Source organism: Streptomyces sp. NPDC047917 (assembly GCF_043204345.1).
Taxonomy (GTDB): Bacteria; Actinomycetota; Actinomycetes; order Streptomycetales; family Streptomycetaceae; genus Streptomyces; species Streptomyces sanglieri.
Window position 1 is genome coordinate 24,533 of record NZ_JBIDCA010000017.1, and the last position, 14,529, is coordinate 39,061.

General features: G+C 69.4%; 14 protein-coding genes and 2 pseudogenes. 9 read left to right on the plus strand and 7 right to left on the minus strand.

The window, feature by feature from the left end:
- Nucleotides 1-84: 84 nt before the first annotated feature.
- Together ACGF8B_RS34995 and ACGF8B_RS35000 are read right to left on the minus strand one after the other, a co-directional pair.
- Nucleotides 85-1,143, minus strand: coding sequence for a phosphotransferase (locus tag ACGF8B_RS34995; RefSeq protein WP_392746265.1), 1,059 nt, complete (start codon nucleotides 1,141-1,143; stop codon nucleotides 85-87).
- A gap of 384 nt (nucleotides 1,144-1,527) precedes the next feature.
- Nucleotides 1,528-1,983 carry a hypothetical protein gene (locus ACGF8B_RS35000; RefSeq protein ID WP_392746267.1) on the minus strand — a complete coding sequence of 152 codons (456 nt, stop codon included), beginning with the start codon at nucleotides 1,981-1,983 and terminating at the stop codon, nucleotides 1,528-1,530.
- A gap of 192 nt (nucleotides 1,984-2,175) precedes the next feature.
- On the opposite strand from ACGF8B_RS35000, the gene ACGF8B_RS35005 reads away from it, so the two are divergent.
- The 3 genes and pseudogenes from ACGF8B_RS35005 to ACGF8B_RS35015 form a co-directional block, all read left to right on the plus strand.
- On the plus strand, nucleotides 2,176-3,330 hold the full coding sequence (locus ACGF8B_RS35005; protein ID WP_392746269.1) for an ISL3 family transposase: 1,155 nt from the start codon (nucleotides 2,176-2,178) through the stop codon (nucleotides 3,328-3,330).
- 14 nt (nucleotides 3,331-3,344) lie between these two features.
- Nucleotides 3,345-3,602, plus strand: coding sequence for a DUF6221 family protein (locus tag ACGF8B_RS35010; protein WP_392746270.1), 258 nt, complete (start codon nucleotides 3,345-3,347; stop codon nucleotides 3,600-3,602).
- 23 nt (nucleotides 3,603-3,625) lie between these two features.
- Nucleotides 3,626-3,847 (plus strand): annotated as a pseudogene (locus ACGF8B_RS35015) (transposase); the annotation flags it as partial.
- A 383-nt stretch (nucleotides 3,848-4,230) separates the two neighbouring features.
- On the opposite strand, the gene ACGF8B_RS35020 reads toward ACGF8B_RS35015, so the two are convergent.
- Nucleotides 4,231-5,208: a threonine/serine dehydratase gene (locus ACGF8B_RS35020; protein WP_392746272.1), complete on the minus strand. Its 978-nt coding sequence runs from the start codon at nucleotides 5,206-5,208 to the stop codon at nucleotides 4,231-4,233.
- A gap of 224 nt (nucleotides 5,209-5,432) precedes the next feature.
- On the opposite strand from ACGF8B_RS35020, the pseudogene ACGF8B_RS35025 reads away from it, so the two are divergent.
- The 3 genes and pseudogenes from ACGF8B_RS35025 (at nucleotide 5,433) to ACGF8B_RS35035 (ending at nucleotide 9,358) form a co-directional block, all read left to right on the plus strand.
- A pseudogene (locus ACGF8B_RS35025) lies at nucleotides 5,433-6,235 on the plus strand (TnsA-like heteromeric transposase endonuclease subunit).
- Between the two features lie 90 nt (nucleotides 6,236-6,325).
- Nucleotides 6,326-8,407, plus strand: coding sequence for a Mu transposase C-terminal domain-containing protein (locus ACGF8B_RS35030; protein WP_392746273.1), 2,082 nt, complete (start codon nucleotides 6,326-6,328; stop codon nucleotides 8,405-8,407).
- A gap of 438 nt (nucleotides 8,408-8,845) precedes the next feature.
- On the plus strand, nucleotides 8,846-9,358 hold the full coding sequence (locus tag ACGF8B_RS35035; RefSeq protein ID WP_392746275.1) for a DUF4240 domain-containing protein: 513 nt from the start codon (nucleotides 8,846-8,848) through the stop codon (nucleotides 9,356-9,358).
- Between the two features lie 196 nt (nucleotides 9,359-9,554).
- On the opposite strand, the gene ACGF8B_RS35040 is transcribed toward ACGF8B_RS35035, so the two are convergent.
- Nucleotides 9,555-9,794: a hypothetical protein gene (locus ACGF8B_RS35040; protein WP_392746277.1), complete on the minus strand. Its 240-nt coding sequence runs from the start codon at nucleotides 9,792-9,794 to the stop codon at nucleotides 9,555-9,557.
- Between the two features lie 377 nt (nucleotides 9,795-10,171).
- On the opposite strand from ACGF8B_RS35040, the gene ACGF8B_RS35045 reads away from it, so the two are divergent.
- On the plus strand, nucleotides 10,172-10,792 hold the full coding sequence (locus tag ACGF8B_RS35045) for a PadR family transcriptional regulator (RefSeq protein WP_392746279.1): 621 nt from the start codon (nucleotides 10,172-10,174) through the stop codon (nucleotides 10,790-10,792).
- A gap of 82 nt (nucleotides 10,793-10,874) precedes the next feature.
- Here ACGF8B_RS35045 and ACGF8B_RS35050 read toward each other — a convergent pair whose 3' ends face one another.
- Both ACGF8B_RS35050 and ACGF8B_RS35055 read right to left on the minus strand, forming a co-directional pair.
- Nucleotides 10,875-11,306 (minus strand): SRPBCC family protein, encoded by a 432-nt coding sequence (locus tag ACGF8B_RS35050; protein WP_392746281.1) that lies wholly within the window; start codon nucleotides 11,304-11,306, stop codon nucleotides 10,875-10,877.
- Between the two features lie 61 nt (nucleotides 11,307-11,367).
- A complete protein-coding gene (locus ACGF8B_RS35055) occupies nucleotides 11,368-11,589 on the minus strand; it encodes a hypothetical protein (RefSeq protein ID WP_392746282.1) in 222 nt (73 codons plus the stop codon).
- Nucleotides 11,590-11,832: 243 nt separating this feature from the next.
- On the opposite strand from ACGF8B_RS35055, the gene ACGF8B_RS35060 reads away from it, so the two are divergent.
- Together ACGF8B_RS35060 and ACGF8B_RS35065 are read left to right on the plus strand one after the other, a co-directional pair.
- Nucleotides 11,833-12,402, plus strand: coding sequence for a Clp protease N-terminal domain-containing protein (locus ACGF8B_RS35060; RefSeq protein WP_392746284.1), 570 nt, complete (start codon nucleotides 11,833-11,835; stop codon nucleotides 12,400-12,402).
- Nucleotides 12,403-12,546: 144 nt separating this feature from the next.
- The gene (locus ACGF8B_RS35065; RefSeq protein WP_392746285.1) at nucleotides 12,547-13,584 is read left to right on the plus strand and encodes a DMT family transporter; all 1,038 of its coding nucleotides are present in this window, start codon (nucleotides 12,547-12,549) and stop codon (nucleotides 13,582-13,584) included.
- Between the two features lie 231 nt (nucleotides 13,585-13,815).
- On the opposite strand, the gene ACGF8B_RS35070 is transcribed toward ACGF8B_RS35065, so the two are convergent.
- On the minus strand, nucleotides 13,816-14,514 hold the full coding sequence (locus tag ACGF8B_RS35070; protein ID WP_392746287.1) for a pyridoxamine 5'-phosphate oxidase family protein: 699 nt from the start codon (nucleotides 14,512-14,514) through the stop codon (nucleotides 13,816-13,818).
- Nucleotides 14,515-14,529: the final 15 nt, after the last annotated feature.

The following is a 14,529-nucleotide window of genomic DNA, read 5'->3' on the forward strand; positions in this document are numbered from 1 at the left end:
ACACCGTCTGCCACGGCCCGTACCGCCAGGGCAGATCCTGCTGGGCCACCCCCGGTGGACAGCTTTCCGCAGGAACCTTCCGCCCTAGTACCAAGGGCGGGCTGCATGCGTGGGCAGTGGCCGGAGACTCGGCCAGCGTTCGAGCAGGCGGGTGGCCAGGGCGGAGCTGAGGCGGCCGACGGCGTGCAGGTGATCGTGGTCGCGGGTCATGCCGGCGACCACGTCCAGGCGGTGGATGAGCCGCTCGCGAGCGGAGACGTAGCCCCACTCGAAGTCCTCGGTGGCCACCCGGGCGAGCTGGTCGACGGTCCCGCGGTGGGCCCGTTCGACGAGTGCGTCGCCCTGGATCAGCCAGCCTGCGCACGCATCGGCGAGGTCCCCCGGCACGTCCTTCCCGGTGAGGCCGCGCCAGGTGGTCCGGTAGACGTCCTCGACCTCCGTGAGCGGGGCCGCGGTGACCGACATGGCGCACCAGCAGGTGGGAAAGCCGATGCGGAAGTAGGCGAGTTCGACCAGGCCGTTGCCGAGCGAGGCCCGCTCGAAGTCGACGAAGCGGACGCCGTCGGCGGTGCGCAGATCATTGCCGGGGCAGGGGTCGCCGTGCAGCAACGCATGGTGCGGGGTGGGGTCCAACCGCTCCAGGAGTCCGGCGAGTTCAGAGGAAACCGAGGAGGGTACGGGCACGTCGAGCGCCCTGGCCAGGGCAAGGAAGGACTCCGCGTCGGTGGCCGTGGGCCCCGACCAGACCGGTAGTGCGCCCGCGTCGGCGGGCCCGGTCAGTGCGTGCAGCCGGGCGAGCGACTCGGCGTACCCCGGCATCCAGTCGTCCGTCTTGCCGAGGTCGTCCAAGTGCTCAAGGACCATCACCCGCGAGGGCTGGTCCGTGGCGAGCAACGCGGGGGCCACGGCGGGCCCGGACGCCCGCCCTGCCAGGCGCAGCCCGGCGGCCTCCCGCGCGAAGCGCGTGCTCGCGTCGGCGTTCGTGTCCCCGCCGTCGGTGATCTGCTTGACGATCACCAGCCGCCGGTCGGCCAGCCGCACCCGCCACACCCGTGACCGCGGACTGCTGTCCAGGAGTTCGGCCAGCTTGGGCGTGCCCACGGTGGAGAGCAGCGTCTCATCGAACGGAAGATGGCTCAGCATGCCGACGAGCGTAGCCGTAGCCTCGCACGCGCGAATGCCCAAGGAGCGGACACGGAGCACGGCCCCGGACGGACGCCATGGGTTCGCAGGCTGGTATTGCTCGGTGACCGGGCGGTATCACGTGGGCTCCGATTCCTGGCCGGACCGCGACCGGCCGGTCCTGCTCGACCGGGTGCCGGAGGTGGTGCCCGTCGAGTCCCGGCCGTTCCGGCTGCACGGGCACGACGGCCCGAGGGAGCGCCGCCACGCGCGCACGGCGGGCGGTGGGCGGGGGGTTCGAGTGGGCGGGGCCGGTCGGGACTCTGCCGGTCCTTCGTGTACGGATGTAGGCGCTCGGTTCGTGGCGGCGCACAGCAGCACCGCTTCGGCCACGGGCGAACGCCGCTAAGGGGTTGGGGCGATGGGCGGCGGAGGCGGCGGGCCCGGCGGTGGGGGTGGGAACCGTGGACGGGCTGGAGCAGCACCGGTGGAGGGCGGTGGTGGTGGTGCCGGCGCTCCCCATCGAGGACGGCCGGGCTGCTGGTGTCGGAGCTGTGACGGGGCCGGAGGTGGCGGGCCCGGTGGCGGCGGCGGAGGCGGCTCCACCGCCGGCAGCAGTGGCCCACCCGCGCGCAGCCGGGCAACGGTCAGCTCGGCGCGGCGGCGTGCGATCGGGGCATCGTCGCGTTCGTAGACGAGCCGGATGCTGAACTCGGCGAGGCTCTCGGTGGCGAGCAGCCGGTAGCCGAGCGCGTGGGCGATCTCCTCGACGCGGCGCCGATTCGAGGCGGTGGTTCGGTCGGGAAGCAGCTTGACGCGGGCGCGGCCGTCGAAGCTCGCGCGTATCTCGTCGTCCTGCATCTGGCTCCGCTCCCGGGAAAGTTCAGCATCCTCCGGCCGTTACACATCACGATCGTCGCACGCGCCCGTCTCTCTCGAACACGCAGGCGCACGTCCGGCCGGCCGCATTCATCGGCTCTGTCGCTGATCTTGTGACGTTGAAGCTGTTCGTATCGTTTCGGACAGGTCTGTGGTTCAGGGGATTTGCGAGAGATGTTGCCGCATCTGGCCGACGTAGTGGTCGAGTCGGTACACCAGGACGCGGGTGTGGTCGTGCTGCGTGCGCGATCTCGTACGCGTTCGGCGCGGTGTCCGGGGTGTGGAATACGGTCCGACCGAATACACGGCCGGTACGAACGGCGGCTCGCGGACGCACCGTTGAGCGGGCTGCCGGTGGTAATCATGTTGCTGATGCGGCGGTTCAAGTGCCTGACGACCGAGTGCTCGTCGGCCACCGTCGCCGAGCAGATTCCGGGACCGACCCGGCCGCACGCCCGGCACACGCCCGTCCTGCGAGATCTCCTCGGCCGCGTCGCTCAGGCGCTGGCCGGACGGCCCGGCGCACGGCTGGCCCGAAGGCTGGGCATGACCGTGGACACCCTGCTGAGGTTGCTACGGACCACCGCAATGACCGGGCAGGGGCCCGTCCGAGTCCTGGGCATCGACGACTTTGCCCTGCTCAAGGGCCATACCTATGCCACGCTGCTGGTCGATCTGGAGTCCCGTAGACCCATCGATGTGCTGCCAGGCCGCGAGGCCGCACCAGTGGCCCGCCGGCCGGCCGGCCACCCCGAGGTTCAGATCATCTGCCGAGATCGCGCCTCCGCCTACGCGGAAGCCGCCAGAACGGCCGCCCCTCAGGCCGTCCAGGCCGCCGACGTCTGGCACCCGTGGAACAACCTCGCCAAGGCCGTGGAGAAAACCGTCACCAGCCACTACCACTGCCTCCGCACCGCCCACCAGGCCAAACACCAGCCCGGAGAGCCGCGGCCACCGGCGGAACCAGACGGCATGCTCGACATCCGCGGCCGGCCCCGCCGGATCGTCGCCACCATCCGCGAACGCCACCGCGCCGTCCAGGAACTCTTCCCCCAGGGCCGGTCCCTTCGCGGAATCAGCCGTGACCTGGAGCTGGACTACTACGCCGTCCGGCGATACGCCCGGACCTCGGACGTCGACGAGTTGCTGGTGAAGGTCACCCAGCGCCGGACCTTGCTGGACGACCACAAGCTGGTCGAAGGCCAGGTCACGAGGGTGAAGCTGATTAAACGCGCAGGCTACGGCCGAGCCAAGCTCGATCTCTTCCGCACACGCATTTCCTCCGCCCTTGAGACGGACAAGAACTTTCCCCCGCTTCACCGAAGTTAGGCAAAGATCCCCTCATGGACGACCTCCTGAAGTTCCTTCACGCCCGCTATGAGGCGGACAACCATGCCTATGCCGATGTGGCCTACCGCTTCGGGGCCGATGCCCTCCTCGACAGCCACCTGCCGATGCTCGACCTCGTCGACATGCTGGCCCGGGATCACGCGGCAATGGATCCGTCCAACGCACGCTTCGCCGGTCTCGAATATGCCCTTCGAGTGCTGGCACAGTCGTACGCTGAACATCCCGACTACCGGGTGGAGTGGCGACCATAGAGCCTGGTCCAGATGAGATCCTTATGGGCCGGGGGGATTCGACGAATGCGGAGCGGGATCGGCTGGGGTGATTCTTTCCTCCTGGTGGTGCGCGTGGGCGCCGCTGGAGCCATCCCCGCCGGGTGAGCGATGGAGTTCTCCACCGGGTGCGGACTGGCGTGCAGTGGCGGGACCTGCCGGAGCGGTTCGGGCCGTGGGAAACGGTCTGCAGACGGCATCGTCGCTGGTCGGCTGATGGAGCCTGGAAGTTGCTGCGGTCTCGAAACCCTCGCTTGCATGGTCCTCGACATCGAGGAGGGCGAACCCGGCTCCGCGGTGCCGCCCTCGACGCCCTTCTCATCGGTACGGAGAAGAACAGCCGAACCGGTCTGCCGGCCGTCGACCTGGACATCGCCTCCCACCGCAAGCGCCCAGGCAGCCCGGACACGGACGCGAGCACATGGCACAGCCCCGTACCGACGGTGGGTCGATGACCAGTCTTCCCGCGAACGGCAGGAGCCGGCGCTGGTGCTCAGGCAAGTGCCGCCGGGCTGTCCCGCGGCCGGCCCGAGAAGCCGGCATGGAACAGGCGGCCAAGAGGACTACGTCGAACGGCATATCGGTTCAGGGGTCACTGCCGGAGCAGCCGTCAAGTCCCTTGGCCGGGAGCAGCGACCCAGCGGTGAAAGGCGTCCATGTCGACGTTGCTGCCGCACACGATGGTGACTACGTGCCGGCCCGCGAAGCGGTCACGGTCTTCGAGGATCGCCGCGACGCCGAGCGCGGCCGACGGCTCGACGACGAGGCCGGCGTGGTCGAGGAGCATCCGCATACCGGCGATGATCGAGGCCTCCTGGACCAGGACGGCGTCGTCGGCGACCAGGAGGAGGTCGTCCAGGACGGCCGGGACGGGGAACCGGCCTGCGACGCCGTCAGCGATGGTGTCGGTCGAGTCGGTGGTGACCACGCGCCGTTGGCGCCAGGAGTGCGTCATCGCCGGTGCGCCCAGCGGCTGGACACAGATCACCTCGACCCCGGGCGCCAGGGCCTTCACCACGTGCCCCACGCCGGTGGCCAGCGCCCCGCCGCCGAGAGCGATCAGGACCGCGTCGAACGACGGTGCGGCATCCGCCAGTTCCAGGCCGATGGTTGCCGCGCCCTCGCAGGTCTCGATGTCCAGGCTGTCCTCCACCAGCCGGATGCCCTCGCGGCGCGCGATGGTCGCGGCCCGCTCGCGCGCCATCTCGTGGTCGCCGTCCACCAGTTCCAGCCTGGCGTCCAGTGCGCGGATGCGATCGAGCTTGACCCGCGCCGCGAAGCGGGATGCCACCACGGTCACGTCGAGTTCCCGGCCGCGACCGGACCAGGCGAGGGCCTGGCCGAGGTTGCCCGCGCTCGCGCACACCACGGCAGAAGAGCCGTCATCGGCGAGTCGGCTCGCGACCACCTCGGTGCCACGGGCCTTGAAACTGCGGACCGGGTTCGCCGTTTCGAGCTTCACGCTCACGGCGCATCCGAGGTGAGGCTCCAGTGCCTCGCAGCGGTACAACGGAGTGTCGAGAAACATCGGGTCGATCACCCGGCGAGCCGATCGGATCCGAGCAGTGTCGAGGCGTGTCTCCTGCACGACACAGCAGCCTAGCGCCGCAGGGTGACGCTTCACGGGCAATTGCCGAAGCCTGTGGCACAGGCCGCCGGTCCGTCCCCGGGGTCGCGAACAGGGAAGTGGCCCGTCTTCGCCGACACGGACTCGATCGCCCCAGCTCTAGATCGCCCGGCCTCAGCGACGGTCGGTGACCTGTGACAGTGATCGTTGATCGATTGCCGGTGAAGGATGATCAACGCTAGTTCGTGCCACCGCAGGTTGATCATTCGGCGTACAGGTGGGCGGGGGACGTGGTGGGGGCACCTCTTGGCGTGTTCGAAGAGGCTGCCCTCACGTCCTTTGACCTGACCTTTTCCGTCAATGGGACGCCGCGTCGATCGCTTGGGTCTAGCTGGGATACGCCGTTCGAGGCTGTGGACCCGGTGCGGGAGTTCAGCTGGCACAAGGGCGGTCCGGGTTCGCCGGCTGGTACTACTCGGCGACGATGCGGGATCACGTGGGCTACGAGTCGTGGCTGGAGCGGGACCGGCTGATCTTGCTGGACCGTGATCCGCAGGTGGTCGCGATCGCCTCGCAGCCGTTCTGGCTGCACTGGCACGACGGCGCGCGCAAGCGCCGGCATGCCCCTGACTACTTCGTCCGGCTGTCCGACGGACGCGCCCGTGTCGTTGACGTCCGTGCTGCGGACGAGATGGACGGGGTGACGCGAGAGGCGTTCGAGGCGACCGAGCATGCCTGCCGTGCCGTGGGATGGGAGTTCGAGTGGGTTGGGCGGCCCGAGCCGGTGTTCATGGCGAACATCCGCTGGCTGTCCCGATACCGGCGGGCCCGCTGCGGCCGACCGGTGGCGGTGAGGAATGGCCTCTTGGAGGTCTTCCGCGAACCGATGGGGCGATGGGAGGGCGCCGGGCTGGTCGGAGACCGGTTGCAGGTTCTGCCGGTGCTGTTCCATCTGTTGTGGTCCGGCGCTCCGAGGACCGATCTGGCGGGAGGACTGATGGAGAGCGACAGTCTCGTCTGGACGGAGGGAATCCGATGGGCAGCTTGAAGCGGCCGCCGGCCTTGGTGGTCGGCCAGAAGGTCCGGTTCGAGGGCCAGGTGAGGGGCGTTCTCGATCGAGGTCACCGCACGGGCGGCGGTGCTGGAGGACGCCGAGGCACCGCACCGCGTTGTCGCTCTGATCGACCTGTTCGAAACCGCGGACTTCGAGATCCTGTTCCAGCCCGAACGCATGCCTCTGCCCCAGTCCGGTCTGTTGGAGACCTTCGCACCCGAGGTGATGAAGCGGGCGCTGTGGTGGGAAGGACACGTCCTTGCGGTCCTGCACCGGCTGCCGCCAGGCGCCGAACCGGGCACACCACCGCGACCGGGCTACGGACCGGGCACATCGGTGACCTCGCGCCAGAAGGCCAAGGCGGCTGAACTCGCCGCCCTCGGCCACGAGATCAAAACCGGAGCGGTGGGCCTCCGGCGACGCCGTTACACGGAGGAAGGCCTGGTCGGCCTGGCCCGGCTGGTCGATCACCGCTCGGTCCGCAAGCGCAAGGACTTCGGTGACGTGCCCGACGCCGTCGTCGAGGCGATGCGGCAGGCGATCAAGGAGGGCGTCGAGACCTCGACACGCAACGGGGCCTACCTGATCTGGAGGACCGGGGAGCTCATTCGGGAGAATGACGGAAACCTGGCCGAGCTGCCCTCGCGACGGACTCTCTACCGACTGGTGGCGAAGCTGACGGCAGGCACACATGCGACCGGGTCGGCCGTCACACGCAGGTCGAAGGCCCATGGGGCCGCGGCCCCGTTCGGTGAGTTGACGGTGTCGGCTCCGGGTGAAGTCATGCAGATCGACTCCACACCACTGGACGTCATGGTCCGCCTCGACAACGGAGTGGTCGGCAAGGTCGAACTCACCGGCCTGATCGACGTCGCCACCAGGACACTGGCCGCGGCGGTGCGCAGGCCCACGACGAAGCCCGTCGACGCCAGCGTGCTGCTGGCCCGCACGGTCACCCCGGAGCTGATGGGACCAGGCTGGGTCGACGCGCTGAAGATGTCCCGCTCGGTGCTGCCGCATGCCCGGATGCTGACCCTCGATGAGCGTCTGGAGCACGCGGCAGCCAAGCCGGTGATCGTCCCGGAGATGATCGTCTGCGATCACGGCAAGGTGTTCGTCTCGCGCAACTTCCGGGCCTCCTGCCGGTTCCTGGAGATCGACTTCCAGCCCACGCACAAGGGCTCGCCCTTCGAAAAGGGCCACATCGAGAAGATGCTCGGCTCCGTCGCCACGATGTTCGCCCAGTTCCTCCCCGGCCACACCGGCCGCAACACCGACCACCGTGGCCGCCACCCGGAGCGCGAGAACCCGTGGGCTCTGCCCGAACTGCAGGAACTACTGGACGAGTGGATCGTCGCCCACTGGCAGAACCGCCCTCACGAGGGGCTGCGAGATCCCGACCATCCTGGCCGGCTGTTCACGCCGAACCAGAAGTACGCCGCGCTGGTCGAGGCCTGCGGCTACGTCCCGGTCGCTCTCAGCGGCCAGGACTACGTCGAACTCCTCCCAGCGGCCTGGCGGGCCGTCAACTCCTACGGAATTCGGATCAACAACCGCACCTACGAAGCCCCCGAGCTGGGGCCGATGCGACGGCGCGACTCAGGGGTCACCGCCAAGCGTGGGCTCTGGGAAGTCCACCGTGACCCCTACGACGTCTCCCGCGTCTGGGTACGCAACCACCGAGGCGAAGGCGAGTGGATCCAGGCAACCTGGAAGTACTTGAACCGCGCGCCCGTTCCCTTCGGTGACCTCGCCTGGGACCACGTCAGTCACCAGCTGCCCAAGGCCACGGAGGAGGAACTCGCAGAGGCCGTCTCCGCCCTGCTGACCCGCGCCCACGCCGGCCCTGAACAGCCGGCGGCAAACAACCGGAAGGCCAAGCGGTCCAAGGCGGACCGTCGTGTCACGGCCCGGACCAAGGCCCGCACCGGCCTCGTCCTGGTAGACGAGATCCACAACATCTCCCTGCACACCCGCACGGGAGCCGAGGCGTCCGACACACTCAAGTACTTCTCCGAGCGCATCCCCGCGACGTTCGCCTATTCCGGCATCGACATCGAGGGCAGCGGCCTGCTGTCCGGCACACGCGGCGACCGGATCGCCGCCCGCTTCACCTCGGTGGCCACTCACCCATTCCCCTACAACAAGGAGTGGACGACCGACTGATCGAGAGGGACGGGCTTCCCCTGCCTTCGAGGACATGTGTGTTCTGCGGCATCCCGATAGAAGCGAAGTCGCCCGCCGATCCCCCTCGCCGCTGGTGCAGCCGCCGTTGCCGCACATGGGCGGCTGGGGGTGCTGACCCATCTATCTTCTTCGGGCCGGTGTCCTGCGGCCAGTGCCAGAAGCCGATCGACCGCCGCAAGGACGGCTGGACCCGCCGCTGGTGCTCGCGCACGTGCTACCGACTGTCCCGCGGCCGGCCTGAGCAGCCGAAGAAGGCCGCGCAGCCGAGCGGCTGATCGTGCAGACACCCATCTGCCGACGTACACGCGATGCGGCAGGCGGGCCGTTCCCGAGGCTGCGCAGGGTGGAAGGGGGCCGCTACGGCTGTTGGCGCAAGGGGTTCCGGGCATGTCAGTGGTGGCTGCGATCCTGTGCAGCATGGACGATAAGACCTTCTGGGCGCTCATGGACGAGCTGAGCCGTCGCCCCGGTGACCGGCACGAACGGTTGGAATGGCTGCGCGGGGAGTTGCGATGCCGGCCGGCTGCGGAGGGGGCAGAGTTTCAAGCGCGTCTGGAGGCCGCGTGCGAGGCGGTCGCCACGGACGCACTGTGGCGGGCGGTGGACCGGATCGAGGGTGGCTTGTGCTCCGACGACGGCTTCGACTACTTCGCGCTCTGGCTGGTGGCCCAGGGGCAATGGACGTACAAGGCGGTGCTTGCTGATCCGGATGCCCTCGCTGACGTTGCTGAGGTGCGGGCCCTGGTGGGACGGCACACACGGGAGTGGTGTGACGACGAGTGGCCGGAATGGGAGGAGCTCGACTATGTGGCCCAGGAGGTATTCGACGAGCTGACGGGCCAGGAGGGCGACTGCGAGGAGGCGTTCTACGAGGCCCTGGAAGCCGTTCAGGAGACATGGGCGAAGCCCGAGAAGAGATCGACACCGTAGAGGCCACGGTGAGAACTGGGTCACCCCGGCTCGACTCCCTCTTCCCTGCAGGAGCCAGTTCCTGATCAGTGACGCGATGCCGGCGTCCATGACCGTAGGTGGAGAGTCTGGGGTTTGGGACCTGCCATCCGAGTGAGCACGTTCGCCGGCTCTGTCGCTGATCCTGTGACGTACCAGAGCGGCGCAGGGCTCTGCCCTACTCGTAGAGGGTGGCTGCGTGGAGGGCTCGGGCCATAAAGGTCCAATCGCCGTCGGACGGGATCTGCTCACCTGCGTTCTTGTACGCGCCCGGGGAGTCGTGTACCCATGCGGCAAGCGCTTCCAGGAAGTCGTCCAGGGTGCTGTTCTCCCACTCGTGGCCCCGGGCGCGGAAGTCTCTGTGCAGGTCACGCAGGAAGGTGACCAGCTCTTCACGGCTGCGCGGTTCGGGAGACATGGACGACAACGTACTCCGTGTGATCGCGCGGCGATCCAGCCCGGTCACAAGATCAGCGACAGAGCCCGTTCACCCGTACTTGCCGGGGCACTCCGGCGGCTCCGCAATTACGCCCCATCACTGATGGCAGCCAACCGGCATCGAGACAGGCCAACCATCAGCAGGGCAACACCACACAACGGTCAGCCTTCGCCGGCACAGACGGCCAAGTGGTCACTCTTCGCTGACACAAAGCAGCTTTGATCAACCACCCCTGGCAATCGATCAACGATCACTGTCACAGGTCAGTCGTGCCCCTGACTCGGGGATTGCCAGGCGATCGGTTCCGATATATCGTTGACGCATCGCGACAGATCAACGATAGAAGGAGTAGAGCGATGCGTTCACATGGACACGAGCAAGAGTTCGGTCATGGGCACGGTCATGGGCACTGGGGGCCCGGCCGTCCGGGGCGTGGTGACTTCGAGGGGCGGCGGGCGGCCTTCGGGCAGTTCGGGCCGCCGTTCGGTGGCGGCCCGTTCGGTGGTGGGCCCTTCGGGGGCGGGCGCGGCCGGGGGCGGGCGCGGCGCGGTGACGTACGCGCTTCGATCCTGGCGCTGCTGAAGGACCGGCCGATGCACGGGTACGAGATGATCCAGGAGATCGGCGAGCGCAGCGGCGGGGCCTGGCGGCCCAGCCCGGGCTCGGTGTATCCGACGCTTCAGCTGCTGGAGGACGAGGGGCTGATCATCAGTGCGAGCGAGGGCGGCAAGAAGCTGTTCACGCTCACCGACGCCGGTCGCACCGAGGCGGAGTCGGGGGCCGAGGCACCCTGGGAGGAAGCCGGACGCGGTGTCGACTGGGAGAGTGCCAATGAGATCCGCCAGGCCGGATTCGGTCTGATGGAGGCGTTCGGGCAGGTCTGGAAGACCGGCTCGGCCGACCAGCGGAAGAAGGCTCTCGCGGTCATCGGTGACGCCCGTAAGAAGCTGTATCTGATCCTTGCCGACGAGCACTGAGCCCCGTGGGGTGCGGTGGTCCCGGGTGTGGTGACAAGGGCCTCGCGGCCGAGCCGCGAGGCCCTTCCCGCCTGCCGGGGTGTCAGGCGGCGACGAGGCCGCCCAGTTTGCGCAGGGACTCGACGAGCGCGGCCGTCGCCGAGTCCTTGAGCTTTCCGGCCATCAGGGAGACCGCCGCGCCGGTGAACTCCCCGTCGATGCGGACCGTTGTCGCGTCGCCGTCGGGGGTCAGTGAATAGCGCATGGCCAGGTTGACGCCCATCGGGCCCTTGCCCCTGGTGGTCAGCAGGCGTGCGGTCTCCAGCTCCGCCACCGTCCAGGTCACCTCGGCCGGGAAGCCCATGAGCTTCATGTTCTCCTCGTAGGTGGCGGCGAGTTCGAGTGCCGCCGGACCGCCCTTGGGGAAGCTGGTGTGGGTGGCGTTCCACTGGCCGTACGCGGTGAAGTCCGTCAGCTGGGCCCACACCTTCTCGGCCGGCGCTTCGATGCGTGCCTCTGCACTGACTTCGGCCATGCGACCACCCCTTCTCGGCGGGTTACGGTGTCGCGGAACGTAGCCGCAGTGACCGAAACATTCAATACTGATGAACTGTCAGATCCATTGGGTCGGCTCCCTCCGCTCCCGCGCGCCAGATCAGAGCGGCGTCGAACCTGTCGAAGGCGCGGGGGTGCGGGCCGTCGTCGTGGCAGTGGAACGCGGCCCAGAAGAGGTCCGCGCGCAGCGCGTCGGCCGGGGCGTGGACCCGGTACACGTACTCCCGCCCGTCGAGTGCCGGCAGGGCGACCAACCAGGACACGTCCGTGGGCTCCCTTCCGGCTGTCGCATGGGTATGGCCTGTGGGACGTGCGGGGGCGACTTCCGGTTGCCCGGGGAGCGCGTGGCAAGGCGGCGCGCGCCCTTTTCTTCGATCGGATCCAGAAATGGCGAGATCTCATCCGCAAGGAGGAGAAACCGTTCGGGTGTGCCCAACTTGCGTGGGATGCCTGGATGGGCCCATCCGGGGATGTATTCGTGCCGCAGGGCTGATGGGGTGAGAGATGTGCAGAACCGGACGCCGCGGATCCCCCAGCAGCCCGTACCGAACCGCGCCGAGCTCGACGCCAGACTCACGGTGGAGCTGGCCGCCGTCGTGACGGGCGCCCGCAGGCGTGCGCTGCGCGACGGTGACCGGCAGATCGACACGGCGCATCTGCTGCACTCCCTCATCGAATCGGACCCCGCGGTGCGGGCGGCCTTCGAGGGCGGACCCCAGCTCGCCAGGGTGCTCGGTTACCTCGTCCAGCGCAGTATCGGATACGGACTCCGCTGGCAGGGCTCGGTCGAGGATTCCGGCGCCGTCCCGGTCTTCCCCGACCCGGGTTCCGTCGTGCGGGGCACCGGACTGGAGGGCTGGTCGCCCTCGGCTGCTTCGGCGATGGCCGGTGCACTCGAACGGGCGGAGTCGCGCGGCGATGTACGGGCCGGCGGGCTCGATCTGCTCGCGGCACTGTCCACCGACCACGAGTGCCGGGCCGTCGAGGTGCTGGTACGGGGCGGGGTCGACGCGGACCGGCTAGCGGCCCGGGTCGCGGACGCCGCCGGGCAGGGCGTGCCGGAGTGCGGAGGCTGACCGTCCGGGCCCGGTGGTCCGGAGGGCGACCGTCCGGGTCGGGCGGTTCGGTGGCGGTGGGCGGTCTGCGGCTGCGTATTCAGTAGTGAGCATGTCAGGGGTCACCTGGATGATGCTCCTGACCGCAGCTGTCATGATGGGCCGATGCACGCGTCTCAGGGGAGAAGCGCCGGCCTGGGACCAGCCCTGGCATCGGCGTTCGCATTCGGTGGTTCAGGGGTGGCGGCCAAGCCGCTGATCGAGGCGGGGCTCGATCCGCTCCATGTGGTGTGGCTACGTGTGGCGGGTGCTGCCCTGGTCATGCTGCCGGTGGTCTGGCGCCACCGGGACCTGGTGCGCAGCCGGCCGGTCCTGCTGCTCGGCTTCGGGCTGCTCGCGGTCGCGGGTGTGCAGGCCTTCTACTTCGCCGCGATCTCCCGGATCCCCGTCGGGGTCGCTCTTCTCGTCGAGTACCTGGCGCCCGCGCTCGTACTCGGCTGGGTCCGGTTCGTCCAGCGCAGGCCGGTCACCCGGCGGGCCGCGGTCGGTGTGGTGCTCGCTGTCGGCGGGCTGGCGTGCGTGGTCGAGGTCTGGTCGGGGCTGAGCTTCGACGCGGTCGGACTGCTGCTGGCGCTCGGTGCCGCCTGCTGCCAGGTCGGCTACTTCGTCCTCTCGGACCAGGGGGGCGCGGACGGGACGGACGGAGCGGGCGGCGTCGAACCGCCGCATCCGGTCGGTGTGATCGCCTACGGGCTGCTGATCGGCGCGGCCGTTCTCACCGTGGTCGCGCAGCCCTGGGGCATGGACTGGTCGGTGCTGGGCGGCACGGTGGGCATGGACGGTACGGATGTTCCGGCCTGGCTGCTGCTCGTCTGGATCGTGCTCCTGGCGACCGTGATCGCGTACGTCACCGGAGTGATCTCGGTGCGGCTGCTCTCGCCCGCGGTGGCGGGCGTCGTCGCCTGCCTGGAGGCGGTCATCGCCACGGTGCTCGCCTGGGTGCTGCTCGGCGAGCACCTGTCGGCGCCGCAGCTCCTCGGTGGGGCCATGGTGCTGATCGGTGCCTTCATCGCGCAGTCCTCGACGCCGGGGACACCTCCGGGGCCCGTCGTGCCGGGATCCGGCGCGGCGGTGGCCGAAGGGCGGGACGGCGGCCGGGCTGTCGCCGAAGGGGAACTGTCCGCCGGTCGTGCCGCGATGTGACGTGCGCGATGCGGCGCGTCGCGACGTGAGGTGCCATGATCCGGCGGGCAGTCGGGCGGCAGCGAGAACGGGTGTCGGCGCGGCGATTCGGGCAGCCGGTGGCGACGAGGCCGGTGGACGCGTGCCCCGGCGACGGGCACAGGTGCGGCGAGGAGAACTCGATGCGGTTGCCGATGCCGGTCCCGCCGGGCGGCCCCGCCTGCCGCGCGCTGTTCTGTCAGCCGTGGTGCGTCACCGCTCGGTGATGTAGTCCGGCACACCGATGGCGGGGTCGAGGTCGTCCGCGGGGAGCGGTGTCCCGTAGCCGCGGGCGAGCGGGACGACACCGGCCCAGTGGGGGAGCGTGAGGTCGTGGGCCTCGTCGTTGGGGCCGCCCGTGCGGATCTTGGCGGACACCTCCCGCAGGTCCAGCCGGATCACCGCGGTCGCGGCCAGCTCCTTCTCGTCGGCGGGCCGGGAATCGGCGGACCGGCCGGGCACCACGTGGTCGACGATCGCGTCGAGGGCGGTGCGCCGCTCCTCGGGGTCGGTGACCGTGTGCGCGACGCCGTGGACCACCACGGAGCGGTAGTTGATCGAGTGGTGGAAGGCGGAACGGGCCAGCACCAGCCCGTCGACATGCGTCACCGTGAGACACACCGGCAGGCCGGGATCGGTGCGGCCCGCCTCGCGCAGCGGCCTGGAGCCCGTCGAACCGTGTACGTAGAGCCGGTCGCCGACCCGGCCGAAGAGCGTCGGCAGCACGACGGGCGCGCCGTCACGGACGAAGCCGAGGTGGCAGACGTACGCCTCGTCCAGTATCGAGTGGACCACCTCCCTGTCGTAGGACGCCCGTTCGCGGGAACGGGTCGGGACGGTGCGCCCGGTCGGCTCGTAGCCGACGGCTTCGGCGTCCGGGGCCGTGGGCTGCGGCGATGCGGTGTCCGACATTGCGTACTCCATTGC

Coding starts and splice junctions, on each gene's coding strand:
- ACGF8B_RS34995 (WP_392746265.1), bottom strand. CDS start 1,143: ATGCTGAGCCATCTTCCGTTCGATGAGACGCTGCTCTCCACCGTGGGC.
- ACGF8B_RS35000 (WP_392746267.1), bottom strand. CDS start 1,983: ATGCAGGACGACGAGATACGCGCGAGCTTCGACGGCCGCGCCCGCGTC.
- ACGF8B_RS35050 (WP_392746281.1), bottom strand. CDS start 11,306: ATGGCCGAAGTCAGTGCAGAGGCACGCATCGAAGCGCCGGCCGAGAAG.
- ACGF8B_RS35035 (WP_392746275.1), top strand. CDS start 8,846: ATGGACGATAAGACCTTCTGGGCGCTCATGGACGAGCTGAGCCGTCGC.
- ACGF8B_RS35065 (WP_392746285.1), top strand. CDS start 12,547: ATGCACGCGTCTCAGGGGAGAAGCGCCGGCCTGGGACCAGCCCTGGCA.
- ACGF8B_RS35005 (WP_392746269.1), top strand. CDS start 2,176: ATGTTGCCGCATCTGGCCGACGTAGTGGTCGAGTCGGTACACCAGGAC.
- ACGF8B_RS35045 (WP_392746279.1), top strand. CDS start 10,172: ATGCGTTCACATGGACACGAGCAAGAGTTCGGTCATGGGCACGGTCAT.
- ACGF8B_RS35040 (WP_392746277.1), bottom strand. CDS start 9,794: ATGTCTCCCGAACCGCGCAGCCGTGAAGAGCTGGTCACCTTCCTGCGT.
- ACGF8B_RS35070 (WP_392746287.1), bottom strand. CDS start 14,514: ATGTCGGACACCGCATCGCCGCAGCCCACGGCCCCGGACGCCGAAGCC.
- ACGF8B_RS35010 (WP_392746270.1), top strand. CDS start 3,345: ATGGACGACCTCCTGAAGTTCCTTCACGCCCGCTATGAGGCGGACAAC.